Below are 13,132 nucleotides of genomic sequence, written 5' to 3'. Positions count from 1 at the left end.
ACAAAGGAAGGGACCGTTCGCCCTGAGTCTGTCGGGGGCGGCGACCGGGCGGCGATCAGCCCTGAATTCGGTCGCGCGTGGTCTGGCGGCGGGTCTGCGCGTGCAGGGAGGCGAAGAACGCGCGCGCATCGTCGCAGTCTTTGGCGATGCCCTGGGTCAGGGCGTCGAGACTGGGGTACTTGAGCTCGTCGTGCAGTTTGTGCAGCAGTTCCACCCGGATGATTTTACCGTAGGCCTCTCCCTGCGGCAGGTGCGCGGCCAGTTCGGCGGGCCAGTCCAGGCAGTGGGTTTCCAGCAGCACCCGTCCGCCGTTGACGTCGTCGGGGTCCAGCGAGGGGCGGATGCCGAGGTTGGCCACACCGTTGAGCGGCGGCGCGTCCGGGTCTGGGTGCAGGCCGTGCACGTGCACGGCGAAGATGCCGCTGGCGGCCGGCTTCCAGTGCGCGAAGCGCAGGTTCAGGGTGCGGAAGCCATCGCCCGCACCGGGTCGGCTCTCGGCCAACTGTCGCCCGAGTTGGCGCCCGTGCACCACATGTCCGCTGATGCTGTAGGGGCGGCCCAGCAGCGCGGCCGTGCGGTCCATGTCGCCAGCGGCCAGCGCCTCGCGCACGGCCGAGCTGGAGACGCGGATGCCGTGCACCTCGTAGCTTTGCATGCGGGCAACGTCGAAGCCGAGCCGCTGGCCGGCGCTGTCGAGCAGGGCGTAGTCGCCCGCGCGCTGCGCGCCGAAGCGGAAGTCGTCGCCCACCAGCACGTATTTCACGCCCAGGGCCTTGACCAGGATGTCGTCGATGAAGGCCTGCGGCGGCAGGGCCGCCAGCCGGGCGTTGAAGGGCAGCACCACGCACTGGTCGACGCCGCAGCGTTCCAGCTCCAGCAGCTTGTCACGCAGGGTGGCGATGCGGGCCGGTGCCAGCTCGGGCTTGCGGTGCACGGCGGCGAAAAAGTCGCGCGGGTGGGGCTCGAAGGTCAGGGCGCAGGTGGGCACGCCGCGGTGGCGGGCCTCGTTCTGCAGCAGGGCGAGCATGGCCTGGTGACCACGGTGTACGCCATCGAAGTTGCCGATGGTCAGCGCGCAGCCGTGCGGGACGGCTGCGTCGCGGTTCCAGAGGCCTCGGAGGATTTTCATGGGGGCAATCGTCGCAGGCAAAGGCCTGTCATCAAAGCACGCTATATTGGCATACAAGACAGCGCTTTCGGGTCGCGGAATTTTCGGCGATCCGGGCGCACCGGTTGCCCGGTCGGTGCAGCCGGGCTTTGCCGGTCTCTGCTTCGAAGGAGTGGGTCTTGAAGGTCTTGAAGCTCTCTGCCCAGGGGCTGCCGCAATCGTGGATCAGCCTGGAGGAAGCCGTGCTCCACTACGCCGCCGACGAGGTGCGCTGGGAGATGGGCGCAGAGATCGCGGTGTTCCATGGCGGGCACAACGCGCTCACCGGGCGGCAGTCCATCGTCACCGTCAACTCGATCATCGGCACCAAGGGCGTGCCGGCCATCAACCCCTTCGAGCTCTATCCCACGCTCACCAATCCCAAGCTGTTCGCGCGCGACCGCAACGTGTGCGCGTACTGTGGCAACCCTTTCCACGAAGACGAGCTGACGCGCGAGCACATCCGGCCGCTGGCCCAGCAGGGGCGCGACCATTGGATGAACGTGGTCACGGCCTGCCGTTCGTGCAACCACCGCAAGGGCAACCGCACGCCCGAGCAGGCGCACATGGCACTGCTGTACACGCCCTATGTGCCCAGCCTGTGGGAAGACTTCATCCTGCGCAACCGCCGCATCCTGGCCGACCAGATGGAGTTTCTGATGGCGCATCTGCCCAAGTCGTCGCGGCTGCACGCCTGACGGCGGGCGCTCGGTCGCCGTGAGTCGGTTCAGTGCTCCGCGCGCGATTCGCCGGCACGGCGGTCGTCGTCGGGGCGGGGCGGCTCGGGCTGCAATTGCCAGAAGATGCCGGCCGACAGCATGGTGACGGCACCGATGGCACCCAGCGCTGCGCGGAACGCGGGCAGGGCGTCCGGGCCCGCGGCGCTGGCGGAAACGCCCAGCCAAGGTCCGAAAGCGGCCAGCAGCGTGGCGGCCACGCTCACGCCCATGCCCATGCCGAGCATCTGCACCATCGACAGCATGCTGTTGCCGCCGCTGGCGTGGGCCGGGTCCAGATCCTTGAGCGTGACGGTGTTCATGGCCGTGAACTGCATCGAATTGACCGCGCCGAACATCGCCATCTGCAACACGCGCAGCCACAGCGGCTGGTCGGGCGTCATGAGTGCGAAGCCCGCGATCATGGCCCCCAGGGCCAGCGTGTTGCCGATCAGAACGCGGCGGTAGCCCCAGCGGCCGATGATGGACGTGACCAGGCGCTTCATGCCCAGCCCGGCGAGTGCCACCGGCAGCATCAGCATGCCGGCCTGGGCCGGGCTGTAGCCCATGGCCAGTTGCATCAGCAAGGGAATCAGGTAAGGCATGGCACCGGAACCGATGCGCGCGAACAGGTTGCCCAGCAGCCCGACCCGGAAGCTCTGCAGCGAAAACAGCCGGGGCGTGAACAGGGGGGCGGGCACGCGCGCGGCGTGCAGCCAGTAGGCGGTGAGGGCGGCCAGCCCCAGCAGGAGCAGCAACAGCACCAGCAGGTGTTTCATGCCCAGGCCACCCAGTCCGTCCAGGGCCAGCGAAAGGGCCAGCATGGCCACCACCAGCATCGTGTAGCCACCCGCGTCGAACGCGGGCGGCCGTTCCGAGCGACCACCCGGCATGTAGCGCAGGGTGGCCAGTGCGCCGAGCACGCCCACAGGCAGGTTGATGAGGAAGATCCAGTGCCAGGACGCGGCCTCCACCAGCCAGCCGCCGAGCGTGGGACCGACCAGCGGACCGATCAGGCCCGGCATGGCGACGAAGCTCATGGCTTCCAGAAACTGCTCGCGCGGGTAGGCGCGCAGCACCGCCAGGCGGCCCACCGGCAGCAGCAGGGCGCCGCCCAGGCCCTGCAGCACACGCGCAGCCACCAGCCAGTGCAGGCTGGGCGAGGCGGCGCAGGCGGCCGAGCCCAGGGTGAACAGCACGATGGCGGTGAAGAACACGCGCTGGGTGCCGAAGCGGTCGGCCACCCAGCCCGAGGCCGGGATGACCACCGCCATGGTGAGCGCGTACGAGACGATCACCGCCTGCATCTCCAGCGGGCTTTCGCCGAGGCTGCGCGCCATGGCGGGAAGGGCGGTGTTGACGATGGTGGCGTCCAGCGTCTGCATGAAAAAACCCACCGCGACCAGCCACAGCAGTTGGCGGGACGAGGCGGGCGATGCGGCGGAATTCATGGCGCGGATGATAGGTGGGCTGCCGCTGCCCCGAAGAGAGCAGGGTGAAAGTGGCGCAGGAGCCCATCTCCCTGTCCGGCGCCAAGTGTCTGCGCCACCAGGGCGACGAGGGTCCGGCTTCGCCGGCCAGGCGCCGTCCCCCTGCCCAGCGCCGCGTTGCGGCGCGCCAGAGCGGGAGGAAGCCGCGTCAGCGGCGCAGGGGGGTGTTCAGGAAAACACCCCGGCCGTGTCCTCCATGCGCGCCGACACCTCGCCCAGGTGGTGCAGGGTGTCGCCGAAGGTCATTTCCAGCTGGGTGAGCTTCTTGAAGTAGTGGCTGACGATGTACTCGTCGGTCACGCCGATGCCGCCATGCAGCTGCACCGCCTGCTGGCCCACGTAGCGCATGCTCTGGCCCAGTTGCACCTTGGCGCGCGAGAGCGCGCGGCGGCGCTCGTCGGCCGGGGCATTGAGCTTGAGGCTGGCGTAATAGCTCATCGACCGGGCCAGTTCGAGCTGCATCTTCATGTCGGCGATGCGGTGGCGCAAGGCCTGGAAGCTGCCGATGACCACGCCGAACTGCTTGCGCGTGTTCAGGTATTCCGCCGTCACCGCGATGGTCTTGTCCATCACGCCCACGGCTTCGGCGCAGATGGCGGCGATGCCGATGTCCACCGCGTGCTCCAGCGCCGGCAGGCCGTCGGAGGTCACCAGGGTGGCGGGCGCGTTCTGCAGCGTCACCTCGGCCGCGCGACCGCCGTCCTGCGTGCCGTAGCCTTGTGTGCTCACGCCGCTGGCGCTGCGCTCGACCAGGAAGAGGGCGATCTTGCCGTGGGCGGTGGCGGGCACGAGGAACGCATCGGCCTGATCACCGGCGGGCACCACGCTCTTGGTGCCGCTGACCGTCCAGCCACTGCCGGTCTGGGTGGCCGTGGTCTTGCAGACGTCGAGCCGGTACCGCGCCCCACGCTCCTGCTGCGCCAGCACCACCAGGGCCTCGCCCGTCGCGATCTTCGGCAGCCAGGCGGCCTTCACCTCGGTGCCGCCGTAAGCGCCGATCACGCCGCCGGTGATCAGGGTCTGCGCCAGCGGCTCCAGCACGATGCCGCGGCCCAGCTCTTCCATCACCACCATGCCCTCGACCGGGCCCATGCCCAGGCCGCCGTCGTCTTCGCCGATGTACAGGCCACCCAGACCGAGTTCGGCCAGTTCGTTGTACGCCGCGCGGTCAAACCCGCCCGCCTTGACGATGCCACGGCGGCGCTCGAAATCGTAGCCCTTGTCGACCCATTTGCGCACCGCGTCGCGCAGCTGTTCCTGGTCGTCGGAAAAATTGAAGTCCATGTGAATCTCCAGAAATTTGAGCCCCCACGCTCACCCCGGGTTCGCTGCCCCCCCAAGGGGGCGCGATTTTCCCAGGGGCGGCCCGGCGGAAAATCATCCCAGCACCGTCTGCGCGACGATGTTGCGCTGCACTTCGTTGGAGCCGCCGTAGATGGTGGTCTTGCGCATGTTGAAGTAGGTCGACGCCAGCGGCGCGTTGGCCACCACGCCACCCGGGAAGTTGCCCTGCCAGCCGGCTTCCATGGCTTCTTCGATAAAGGGCAGGCTGAACGGGCCGGCGGCCAGCATCATCAACTCGGCGTAGCGCTGCTGGATTTCGCTGCCCTTGATCTTGAGCAGGCCGGCAATGTCCAGCGGGTTCTTGCCCGATTTTTCGGCCGAGAGCACGCGCAGCACGAGCATTTCCAGCGCCACGATGTCGACTTCGAGCAGCGCGATCTGATCCCGGAACCGCGCGTCGTCCCAGACGCCCTCGGCCTTGGCGATGCGCTTGAGGCGCTCCAGCTCGCGCTTGGCGCGGTTGACGTCGGCGATGTTGGTGCGCTCGTGGCTGAGCAGGTGCTTGGCGTAGGTCCAGCCCTTGTTTTCCTCGCCGATCAGGTTTTCGGCCGGTACCTTGACGTTGTCGAAGAAGACTTCGTTGACCTCGCACTCCCCGTCGAGCAGCTTGATCGGCCGCACCGTCACGCCGGGTGACTTCATGTCGATCAGCAGAAAGCTGATGCCGGTCTGCGGCTTGCCTTCGGTGCTGGTGCGCACCAGGCAGAAGATCCACTCGCCGTACTGGCCCAGCGTGGTCCAGGTCTTCTGGCCGTTGACGAGGTAGTGGTCGCCCTGGCGTTCGGCGCGCGTTTTGACCGAGGCCAGGTCCGAACCCGAACCCGGTTCGCTGTAGCCCTGGCTCCACCACACTTCACCGCTGGCGATGCCAGGCAGAAAACGCTGGTGCTGTTCGGCATTGCCAAAGGCCATGATCACCGGGGCCACCATCACCGGCCCGAAAGGCACGATGCGCGGCGCGCCGGCCAGGGCGCATTCCTCTTCGAACAGGTGTTTCTGCACGGCGGTCCAGCCGGGGCCGCCGAATTCCTTGGGCCATCCATAACCCAGCCAGCCCTTGCTGCCCAGGATCTTGGCCCAGCGCTGCATGTCGTCGCGTGAGAGGCGCAGGGCGTTGTGGACCTTGTGGGCAATGTCCGCAGGCAGGTTGGCTTTGACCCAACTGCGAATCTGATCGCGGAATGCCAGTTCTTCCGGCGTGAATGCCAAATCCATGCTTGTCTCCGTGGTCGGGTGATCGACAGCCGCCGGCGGTGGCGGCCCGATCCGCGGAGTTTCGCACGGCCGTTCGTTTTAGGGCTGTCCGGGCTGCGACATGCCCAGTTGTTCGCGCAGATCGGCCAGTTGGGCCTGGAGGGTGGCAACGGTGTTCTCCAGGGTGGCCACGCGCTCGGCCAGCGCGGTATCGCCGGCTGGGGCGCTGCTCGCTGCCGGCGATGAGAGGTCCAGCGGGCCGCACAGCAAGTGCGCCCAGCGTTGTTCGCGGGCGCCTGGCGCGCGGGGCAGCTTGACCACCAGCGGCCCGCCTTTTTCCTCGGCACGTTCCTGCAGTTCGTCGAGGAAGGCGTCGACGGAGGCGATGTCCAGGAACCTGTACCAGCGGTCGGCGTTGGTGCGCAACTCGCCCGCCGTCTGCGGGCCGCGCAGCATCAGCAAGCCCAGCAGCACGGCCGACTGTTCGGGCACGCCCACGGCCCGCTGGAAGTTGTGTTCATAGCGCGGCACGCGGTTGCCGCTGGATTCGATCACCAGGCTGAGGTCGCGCAGGCCGTCGATGGCGTCGGTGATCTCGGCTTCGCCGAGATTCATCACCGGCTCGCGCGACGATTTCTGGTTGCAGCCGCTTTGCAGGCTGTTGAGCGACAGCGGGTAGCTGTCGGGCACGGTGCGGGCTTTCTCCATCAGGGTGGCCAGCACGCGGGCTTCGGCGGGGGAAAGGGGGCGGGTGCGGAAGTCGAGGGTCATGGGCGGGTCGCTACACTTGGCGGCCCCGACTGGCGGGTGGCTGCAATCAGGGCCGTGGACAAAAACATCGTCATTCTCATCTCTGGCAGCGGCTCCAACATGGCCGCCATCGTCAATGCGTCCCTCAAAGAGCGCTGGGCCGAGCGCCATGGCGCCCGCGTGGCGGCTGTCGTCAGCAACAGGTCGGATGCAGCCGGCCTGGCGATGGCCCGCGAGCACCGGATCCCCACCGCCGCGCTGGACCACAAGACCTTCGATTCGCGCGAGGCCTTCGACGCGGCGCTGATGGCCGAGATCGACCGCCACCACCCGGCGCTGGTGGTGCTGGCGGGTTTCATGCGCATTCTCACGCCCGGTTTTGTCCAGCATTACGCGGGGCGGCTGGTCAACATCCACCCCAGCCTGCTGCCGGCCTTTCCGGGCCTGCACACCCATCGGCGCGCCATCGAAGCCGGCTGCCGCTTTGCGGGTTGCACGGTGCACCGCGTGACGGCCGAGCTGGACCACGGCGAATACCTCGACCAGGCCGTGGTGCCCGTGTTGCCGGGCGACACGCCCGAGGCGCTGGCCGCACGCGTGCTGGCGCAGGAGCACCAGATTTACCCGAAAGTGGTCGAGCGCCTGATCGCGGCCTGAACCGGCCTCAGCCGGGCGGGCGGTGGCGCGCCCGCAGTGGCGCGAGCAACTCGCCCAGGCCGTTGTGGTCGATTTCGTGCATCAGCGCGATGAGGCGCCCCAGGTCGCCGCGGGGGAAACCCTCGCGAGCAAACCAGTTCAGGTAGTTGCCGGGCAGGTCGGCAATGGCGCGGCCCTGGTACTTACCGTAGGGCATCTTCACGCTGAACAGGCGCTCCAGGTCTTCAGGGCGCATGCCGGGCGCGCCTGCCGCTGCCATCAGACGCCCTTGTGGAACACCAGGCCCGCGTGCTCGCGCATCGCGTGGAATTTGATCTTCGGCCAATTGCCTTCGACCGCACGCAGCGTGGCCATGTGGTCCAGCAGCACCGTTGGCGCATCCACCGCGTCCAGCGCCACGCGGTGGGCATTGGCGTCCATGAAGCGTTTGAGTTCCTGTTCGCCGCCGTCCTCGGGCGCGCAGGTCACCCAGCGCGCCACGTTGTAGCTGCTGCCCGTGATGCGGGCCTTGACACCGTATTCGTGCTCCAGCCGGTGCGCCACCACCTCGAACTGCAGCTGCCCGACGGCGCCCAGCAGCAGCACCGTGCCGGCGATGGGACGGAACACCTGGATCGCGCCTTCTTCGCCCAACTGCGTGAGGCCGGCGCGCAGTTGCTTGGTCTTGAGCGGATCGGCCACTTCCACGCTGCGGATGATTTCCGGCGCGAAGAAGGGCAGGCCGGTGAACTGCAGCGCCTCGCCCTCGGTGAGGGTGTCGCCCAGTTGCAGTACGCCGTGGTTGGGAATGCCGATGATGTCGCCGGCAAAGGCCTCGTCCAGCAGTTCGCGGCGCTGGCTCAGGAAGCTCACCACGGTGTTGGGCCGCAATTCCTTGCCGCTGCGCACCACCTTCAGGCGCATGCCGCGCTCGAAGTGGCCGCTGGCGCAGCGCACGAAGGCGATGCGGTCGCGGTGCGCAGGGTCCATGTTGGCCTGGATCTTGAAGACCACACCACTGAACTTGGGTTCGGTCGGCTCGACCACGCGCTGGATCGCCGCCTTGGCGCCGGGCTGCGGCGCCAGATCCACCAGGGCGTCCAGCACCTCGCGCACGCCGAAGTTGTTGACGGCTGAACCGAACAGCATGGGCGTTTGCTGGCCGTTGAGGAAGGCTTCTTTGTCGAAAGCGGGGGAAGCGCCTTCCACCAGTTCGAGCTCGTCCTTGGCGGGGCCCCACTCCATGCCGAAACGTTGCGCGCTCTCGGGGTTGTCCAGACCGGCCAGCACTTCTTCGTCGCCGCCGCGGCGGTCTTCACCGGCGGCGAACACGCGCATCTGGTCCTCGCGGCGGTCGTACACGCCGCGGAAGGTCTTGCCCATGCCGACCGGCCAGGTGAAGGGCACGACGGTCATGCCCAGTTCGCGCTCGATTTCGTCCATCAGGTCCAGCGGGGCCTTGACCTCGCGGTCCATCTTGTTGACGAAGGTGAGGATGGGTGTGTTGCGCGCGCGGCAGACCTGCAGCAGGCGCCGGGTCTGCGGCTCCACGCCGTTGCCGGCGTCGATCACCATCAGCGCCGCGTCCACGGCGGTGAGCACGCGGTAGGTGTCTTCCGAAAAGTCCTGGTGGCCGGGGGTGTCCAGCAGGTTGATGACGCAGTCGCGGTACTCCATCTGCATCACCGACGAGGCGACCGAAATGCCGCGCTGCTTTTCGATCTCCATCCAGTCGGACGTGGCGTGGCGTGCGGCCTTGCGCGCCTTGACCGAGCCGGCAATGTTGATGGCACCCGAGAACAGCAGCAGCTTCTCGGTCAGGGTGGTCTTGCCCGCGTCGGGGTGGGAAATGATGGCGAAGGTGCGGCGGCGGCGCACCTGTTGGGCGATGTCGGACATAGCCTTCGATTATCCCCGGTGGGACAATGTCAGGATGCACCCGAAAGCCCTGCTGGACGAAAGCGCCAGCCTCATTGAAAAAGTCTTCAAATTCGATCACCCGGCCGACGCCGTGGTGGCGCGCCATTTCCGCGAGAACAAGGCCCTGGGCCCGCGCGAGCGGGCCACCTTGTCCGACACCGTGTTTGCGGTGCTGCGCGAGCGGCTGAAATTCGAGGGCCTGGCGCGCTCAGGGAGCGGTTCCAAATGGCGGCGCCTGGCCATTCTGGGCTTCCCGGGCGATCGCGACTTCCTCAAAAGTGCGCTCAACGACGCCGAAAAGAGCTGGCTCGATGCCTGTGCCAAGGCCGGTGATGCCGACCTGCTGGCACCGCACCGCCACAACCTGCCCGAATGGCTGGCTGCCGCGCTGCGCGAGCAGGTGGGCGACGAATTCGACGCGCTCGCGGCCAGCCTGCTGTCGCCCGCACCGCTGGATCTGCGCGTCAATGCCCTGAAGAAGAAACGCGAGGCCGTGCTGGCCGAGTTGCGCGCAGCTGGGCTGGTGGCGGACCCGACGCCCTATGCGCCACTGGGCATCCGCTTGCAGGGCAAGCCATCCCTGTACAAACTGCCAGCCTTCACCAGCGGCGAGGTCGAGGTGCAGGACGAGGGTTCGCAACTGCTGGCTTTGCTGCTGGACGCCAAGCGCGGCGAGATGGTGGCCGATTTCTGTGCCGGAGCCGGTGGCAAAACCCTGGCCATTGGCGCCGCCATGAAAAACACCGGCCGGCTCTACGCCTTCGACACCTCCGCGCACCGGCTCGACGCCATCAAGCCGCGGCTGGCGCGCAGCGGCCTGTCCAATGTGCACCCGGTGGCCATTGCCCATGAACGCGACGAGCGCATCAAACGCCTGGCCGGCAAGATCGACCGGGTGCTGGTCGACGCCCCCTGTTCCGGCCTGGGCACGCTGCGCCGCAGCCCGGACCTCAAGTGGCGCCAGACGCCGGACACCATTGCTGCCCAGGCAGAGCTGCAACAGCGCATCCTGGCCAGCGCGGCCCGTCTGCTCAAGCCGGGTGGGCGTCTGGTCTACGCCACCTGCAGCCTGCTGCCGCAGGAAAACGAGGCGGTGGCCGAGGCGTTCGACCAGGCGCATCCCGACTTTGTGGCGCAGCCGGTGGCCGCGCTGCTGCCGGGGGCGGACGCCGGTCGGCTGTGCCAGGGCGTCGATGGGCGTTTTCTGCGCCTGTGGCCCCACCGGCATGCGACGGACGGCTTTTTTGCCGCCGTCTGGCAGCGCAAACCTTGAGGCGGCACTTTTCGGGAACTGGCGGGTCTTACCCGTGTTTTCCACCGGCTGGCCCGATTTGGTTCCCAATGGTACCGTCGGTAAAATCGGTGGTTTTCCGGTCGCGCAGACCGCCGCTGCCGGGTTGTCCCCTCGCCGTCGTTGGGCGAACTGCTAGGAACTGAATGAATACCTCCGATACCGTTGTTTCCACCCTGTGGGACGGCGTGGTCCACTTTCTGGACCAAGGTCTGACCGGTGCAAGCTGGTGGCAGGTTGTGCTGGTGACCCTGGTGCTCACGCACATCACGATTGCCAGCGTCACCATCTACCTGCACCGCCATTCGGCGCACCGGGCGCTGGACCTGCACCCGGTGGCGGCGCACTTTTTCCGTTTCTGGCTCTGGCTGACCACCGGCATGGTGACCAAGGAGTGGACGGCCATCCACCGCAAGCACCACGCCAAGTGCGAGCGCGAGGACGACCCGCACAGCCCGCAGGTGTTCGGTATCCAGAAAGTGATGTGGGAGGGCGCCGAGCTCTACCGTGCCGAAGCCAAGAATGCCGAGACGCTGAGCCGGTTTGGTCACGGTACGCCCGATGACTGGATCGAACGCCACCTGTACTCCCGCTTCCCGGTGCTGGGGGTGAGCCTGATGCTCATCCTGGACGTGGTCCTGTTCGGGGCCGTGGGTCTGACGGTCTGGGCCGTCCAGATGTTCTGGATTCCGTTCTGGGCTGCGGGCGTCATCAACGGCATCGGTCACTACTGGGGTTATCGCAATTTCGAAGCGACCGATGCCAGTACCAACGTGTTTCCCTGGGGCTTGGTGGTGGGCGGCGAAGAGCTGCACAACAACCACCACACCTATCCCACCTCGGCCAAGTTCTCGGTCAAGCCCTACGAATTCGATATCGGCTGGTTCTATATCCGGGCGCTGGGGCTGCTCGGGTTGGCCAATCCCAAGAAGGTGCCGCCCAAGATGGCATACGGCGATGTGAAGCCGGTGGCGGATGAAAAGACGCTGGAGGCCATCATCGCCAACCGCTATGAGGTCATGGCCGGTTTCGCCGTCGAGTTGCGTGCTGCCTGCCAGCGCGAGCTGGAAGGCCTCAAGGCCCGCAGTGCCGACACGGGCGTGATGAAGTCGGCGCGGCGCTGGTTGCACCGTGACGACGACAAGGTTCCCGCCGAGGTGCGTCCGCAACTGGCCCAGGTCCGTGCCGAGCATCCGGTGCTCGACAAGATGGTGACCATGCGCGAAGAGCTGCGTGCCCTCTGGACGGGCACCCATGCCACGCGCGAACAGATGGCGGCCGACCTGCAGGCCTGGTGCCGTCGCGCCGAAGAAAGTGGCATCGCGGCGCTGCGGGACTTCTCCGTGCGCCTGCGTTCGGCGCACGCCTGATCCGGGGACCGTTCCGCGATCCTGTCGTCACCATGCCTCTTCGGGCGTGGTGACTGCCGGGCGCGGCGTGACCGAGGTGCTCGCGGGTGCCTGTCTGGCAAACCAGGGCAGGCGCGGGCGCGGGTCGCCGTGGTCGAAGCTGACCGGGTGCATCAGCATGTAGGTCAGCCATCCGTGGGCCCCATGCCGGGAAGCCCGGTCGAAGTAGCGCATGGCTTCCGTGTCGTAGACGCCTGCCGCATCCCAGGCATCGACCTGGGTGTGAAACTGGGTGATCAGGTCGCGCTCGAAGGGGAACAGGCAGCTTTCCAGGATCTGCGGCAGATCGCGCTGGTAATACAGGGCCTGGCCGGGGAAAGCCGCTGCGATGTAGAGGCTGGTGAGCCGCTCCAACACAAAGGGCAGGGCGCCGGCCCGGTGATTGGACAGGCCATAGTAAGGCAGTGGGTTGCCATACAGGTAGTCGTGCAGTTCGCTGCCCAGTTCGCGGGGGCTCAGGCGCATGATCGGCAGCACCAGTTCCGACATGAACCGGCCCCAGAAACGTGGCGTGCCGAACCAGTAGCTGCTCATGCACAGGTTGCGGTTGTGCTGGCGCCCTGGCGCGGTGGCATTGATCGGGATTCGCGCCGCGTCCAACACCTGCTGGGTGCGGGCCGTGAAGTCCGGCCCGTGAATGATGTGGGCACGCTCGAAACTGTTGAAATGCAGGTACTGCCACTGGGGCCAGGGGTGGACACCGTAGACCTCGTAGCCCGGATGGGCGGTGATCCACTGGCGCACCTGGAGGCCATTCAACCGGGTTTTGGCCTGGAACCGGCTGGACACCGCCCCGAGCAGGTCGTGGGACTGGGGGACGCCCGCCTCCATCAGGGCTTCGAAGATCTGGAACTCGCGGCACTCCGGCCGGGGGTTGTGGCGAAAATCCAGGGCCTTGAAGCCCGGCATGAGGTGGGCCAGCTGGGTGTCGGTCAGGCAGTTCTGCAGCAGTTGTATGTTTTTCATCGGAGCGCGGCGGCGGTGAGGCGGCTGCAGATCATCCGCCTTCGCCCAGTGGCAAAAGGTGCGTCACTGTGTGGCAAAAGCGAAGTGTTCGCAATAGGCGAAATGGCCTATGGCGCGACCCCGGTGCTGACGCCCGTGCATGAAAAAACGGGTATTCGTAAAAGCGGGTGGGCGCCAACAATGGGCTGATGTATGTCACGCCAGCCAGAAGTCGTAAAACAGTGTTGCAAACATTGTCGCTTCACTGTACAGTTACGCTATCGAAAATC

Annotated in this window: 12 protein-coding genes; 4 read left to right on the top strand and 8 right to left on the bottom strand. The window is 67.0% G+C overall.

All coding sequences use genetic code 11. The annotated features are described in order from the left end of the window. Positions 1-55: 55 nt before the first annotated feature. Positions 56-1,129, bottom strand: coding sequence for a bifunctional riboflavin kinase/FAD synthetase (locus tag L0977_RS23310; RefSeq protein WP_234267323.1), 1,074 nt, complete (start codon positions 1,127-1,129; stop codon positions 56-58). Positions 1,130-1,287: 158 nt separating this feature from the next. On the opposite strand from L0977_RS23310, the gene L0977_RS23305 reads away from it, so the two are divergent. Continuing rightward, on the top strand, positions 1,288-1,845 hold the full coding sequence (locus L0977_RS23305; protein WP_234267322.1) for an HNH endonuclease: 558 nt from the start codon (positions 1,288-1,290) through the stop codon (positions 1,843-1,845). A 29-nt stretch (positions 1,846-1,874) separates the two neighbouring features. On the opposite strand, the gene mdtD is transcribed toward L0977_RS23305, so the two are convergent. The 4 genes from mdtD to L0977_RS23285 all read right to left on the bottom strand — a co-directional run bounded on the left by mdtD (position 1,875) and on the right by L0977_RS23285 (position 6,662). Further along, positions 1,875-3,314, bottom strand: a complete 1,440-nt coding sequence (mdtD, locus tag L0977_RS23300; protein WP_234267321.1) for a multidrug transporter subunit MdtD — start codon at positions 3,312-3,314, stop codon at positions 1,875-1,877. Between the two features lie 207 nt (positions 3,315-3,521). After that, positions 3,522-4,637: an acyl-CoA dehydrogenase family protein gene (locus L0977_RS23295; protein ID WP_234267319.1), complete on the bottom strand. Its 1,116-nt coding sequence runs from the start codon at positions 4,635-4,637 to the stop codon at positions 3,522-3,524. A gap of 93 nt (positions 4,638-4,730) precedes the next feature. After that, entirely contained in the window at positions 4,731-5,912 is a 1,182-nt protein-coding gene (locus L0977_RS23290; RefSeq protein WP_234267318.1) for an acyl-CoA dehydrogenase family protein, read from the bottom strand. 78 nt (positions 5,913-5,990) lie between these two features. Beyond that, positions 5,991-6,662 (bottom strand): YceH family protein, encoded by a 672-nt coding sequence (locus L0977_RS23285; RefSeq protein WP_234267317.1) that lies wholly within the window; start codon positions 6,660-6,662, stop codon positions 5,991-5,993. Positions 6,663-6,716: 54 nt separating this feature from the next. Here L0977_RS23285 and purN point away from each other — a divergent pair, with 54 nt between their 5' ends. After that, complete coding sequence (gene purN, locus L0977_RS23280) at positions 6,717-7,298, top strand: phosphoribosylglycinamide formyltransferase (RefSeq protein WP_326491104.1); 582 nt, start codon at positions 6,717-6,719, stop codon at positions 7,296-7,298. A 7-nt stretch (positions 7,299-7,305) separates the two neighbouring features. Here the strand turns inward: purN and L0977_RS23275 are convergent, their stop codons facing one another. Both L0977_RS23275 and L0977_RS23270 read right to left on the bottom strand, forming a co-directional pair. Beyond that, positions 7,306-7,533 (bottom strand): DUF3820 family protein, encoded by a 228-nt coding sequence (locus tag L0977_RS23275; protein WP_234267316.1) that lies wholly within the window; start codon positions 7,531-7,533, stop codon positions 7,306-7,308. Between the two features lie 23 nt (positions 7,534-7,556). Beyond that, positions 7,557-9,176, bottom strand: coding sequence for a peptide chain release factor 3 (locus tag L0977_RS23270; RefSeq protein ID WP_234267315.1), 1,620 nt, complete (start codon positions 9,174-9,176; stop codon positions 7,557-7,559). A 34-nt stretch (positions 9,177-9,210) separates the two neighbouring features. Between L0977_RS23270 and L0977_RS23265 the strand changes: the two genes are divergently transcribed. Then, complete coding sequence (locus L0977_RS23265) at positions 9,211-10,470, top strand: RsmB/NOP family class I SAM-dependent RNA methyltransferase (RefSeq protein ID WP_234267314.1); 1,260 nt, start codon at positions 9,211-9,213, stop codon at positions 10,468-10,470. 164 nt (positions 10,471-10,634) lie between these two features. Then, the gene (locus L0977_RS23260; RefSeq protein WP_234267313.1) at positions 10,635-11,858 is read left to right on the top strand and encodes a DesA family fatty acid desaturase; all 1,224 of its coding nucleotides are present in this window, start codon (positions 10,635-10,637) and stop codon (positions 11,856-11,858) included. Between the two features lie 27 nt (positions 11,859-11,885). On the opposite strand, the gene L0977_RS23255 is transcribed toward L0977_RS23260, so the two are convergent. Continuing rightward, complete coding sequence (locus tag L0977_RS23255; RefSeq protein WP_234267312.1) at positions 11,886-12,863, bottom strand: hypothetical protein; 978 nt, start codon at positions 12,861-12,863, stop codon at positions 11,886-11,888. Positions 12,864-13,132: the final 269 nt, after the last annotated feature.

This window comes from Hydrogenophaga sp. NFH-34 (assembly GCF_021401345.1).
In the GTDB taxonomy this organism is placed as follows: Bacteria; Pseudomonadota; Gammaproteobacteria; order Burkholderiales; family Burkholderiaceae_C; genus Hydrogenophaga; species Hydrogenophaga electricum.
This window is presented reverse-complemented; position numbering and strand designations above follow the sequence as displayed.

Bases quoted from the DNA above. Each gene is read 5' to 3' on its own strand.
- L0977_RS23310 (WP_234267323.1), bottom strand. From the start codon at position 1,129: ATGAAAATCCTCCGAGGCCTCTGGAACCGCGACGCAGCCGTCCCGCAC.
- mdtD (WP_234267321.1), bottom strand. From the start codon at position 3,314: ATGAATTCCGCCGCATCGCCCGCCTCGTCCCGCCAACTGCTGTGGCTG.
- L0977_RS23295 (WP_234267319.1), bottom strand. From the start codon at position 4,637: ATGGACTTCAATTTTTCCGACGACCAGGAACAGCTGCGCGACGCGGTG.
- L0977_RS23290 (WP_234267318.1), bottom strand. From the start codon at position 5,912: ATGGATTTGGCATTCACGCCGGAAGAACTGGCATTCCGCGATCAGATT.
- L0977_RS23285 (WP_234267317.1), bottom strand. From the start codon at position 6,662: ATGACCCTCGACTTCCGCACCCGCCCCCTTTCCCCCGCCGAAGCCCGC.
- L0977_RS23275 (WP_234267316.1), bottom strand. From the start codon at position 7,533: ATGCGCCCTGAAGACCTGGAGCGCCTGTTCAGCGTGAAGATGCCCTAC.
- L0977_RS23270 (WP_234267315.1), bottom strand. From the start codon at position 9,176: ATGTCCGACATCGCCCAACAGGTGCGCCGCCGCCGCACCTTCGCCATC.
- L0977_RS23265 (WP_234267314.1), top strand. From the start codon at position 9,211: ATGCACCCGAAAGCCCTGCTGGACGAAAGCGCCAGCCTCATTGAAAAA.
- L0977_RS23260 (WP_234267313.1), top strand. From the start codon at position 10,635: ATGAATACCTCCGATACCGTTGTTTCCACCCTGTGGGACGGCGTGGTC.
- L0977_RS23255 (WP_234267312.1), bottom strand. From the start codon at position 12,863: ATGAAAAACATACAACTGCTGCAGAACTGCCTGACCGACACCCAGCTG.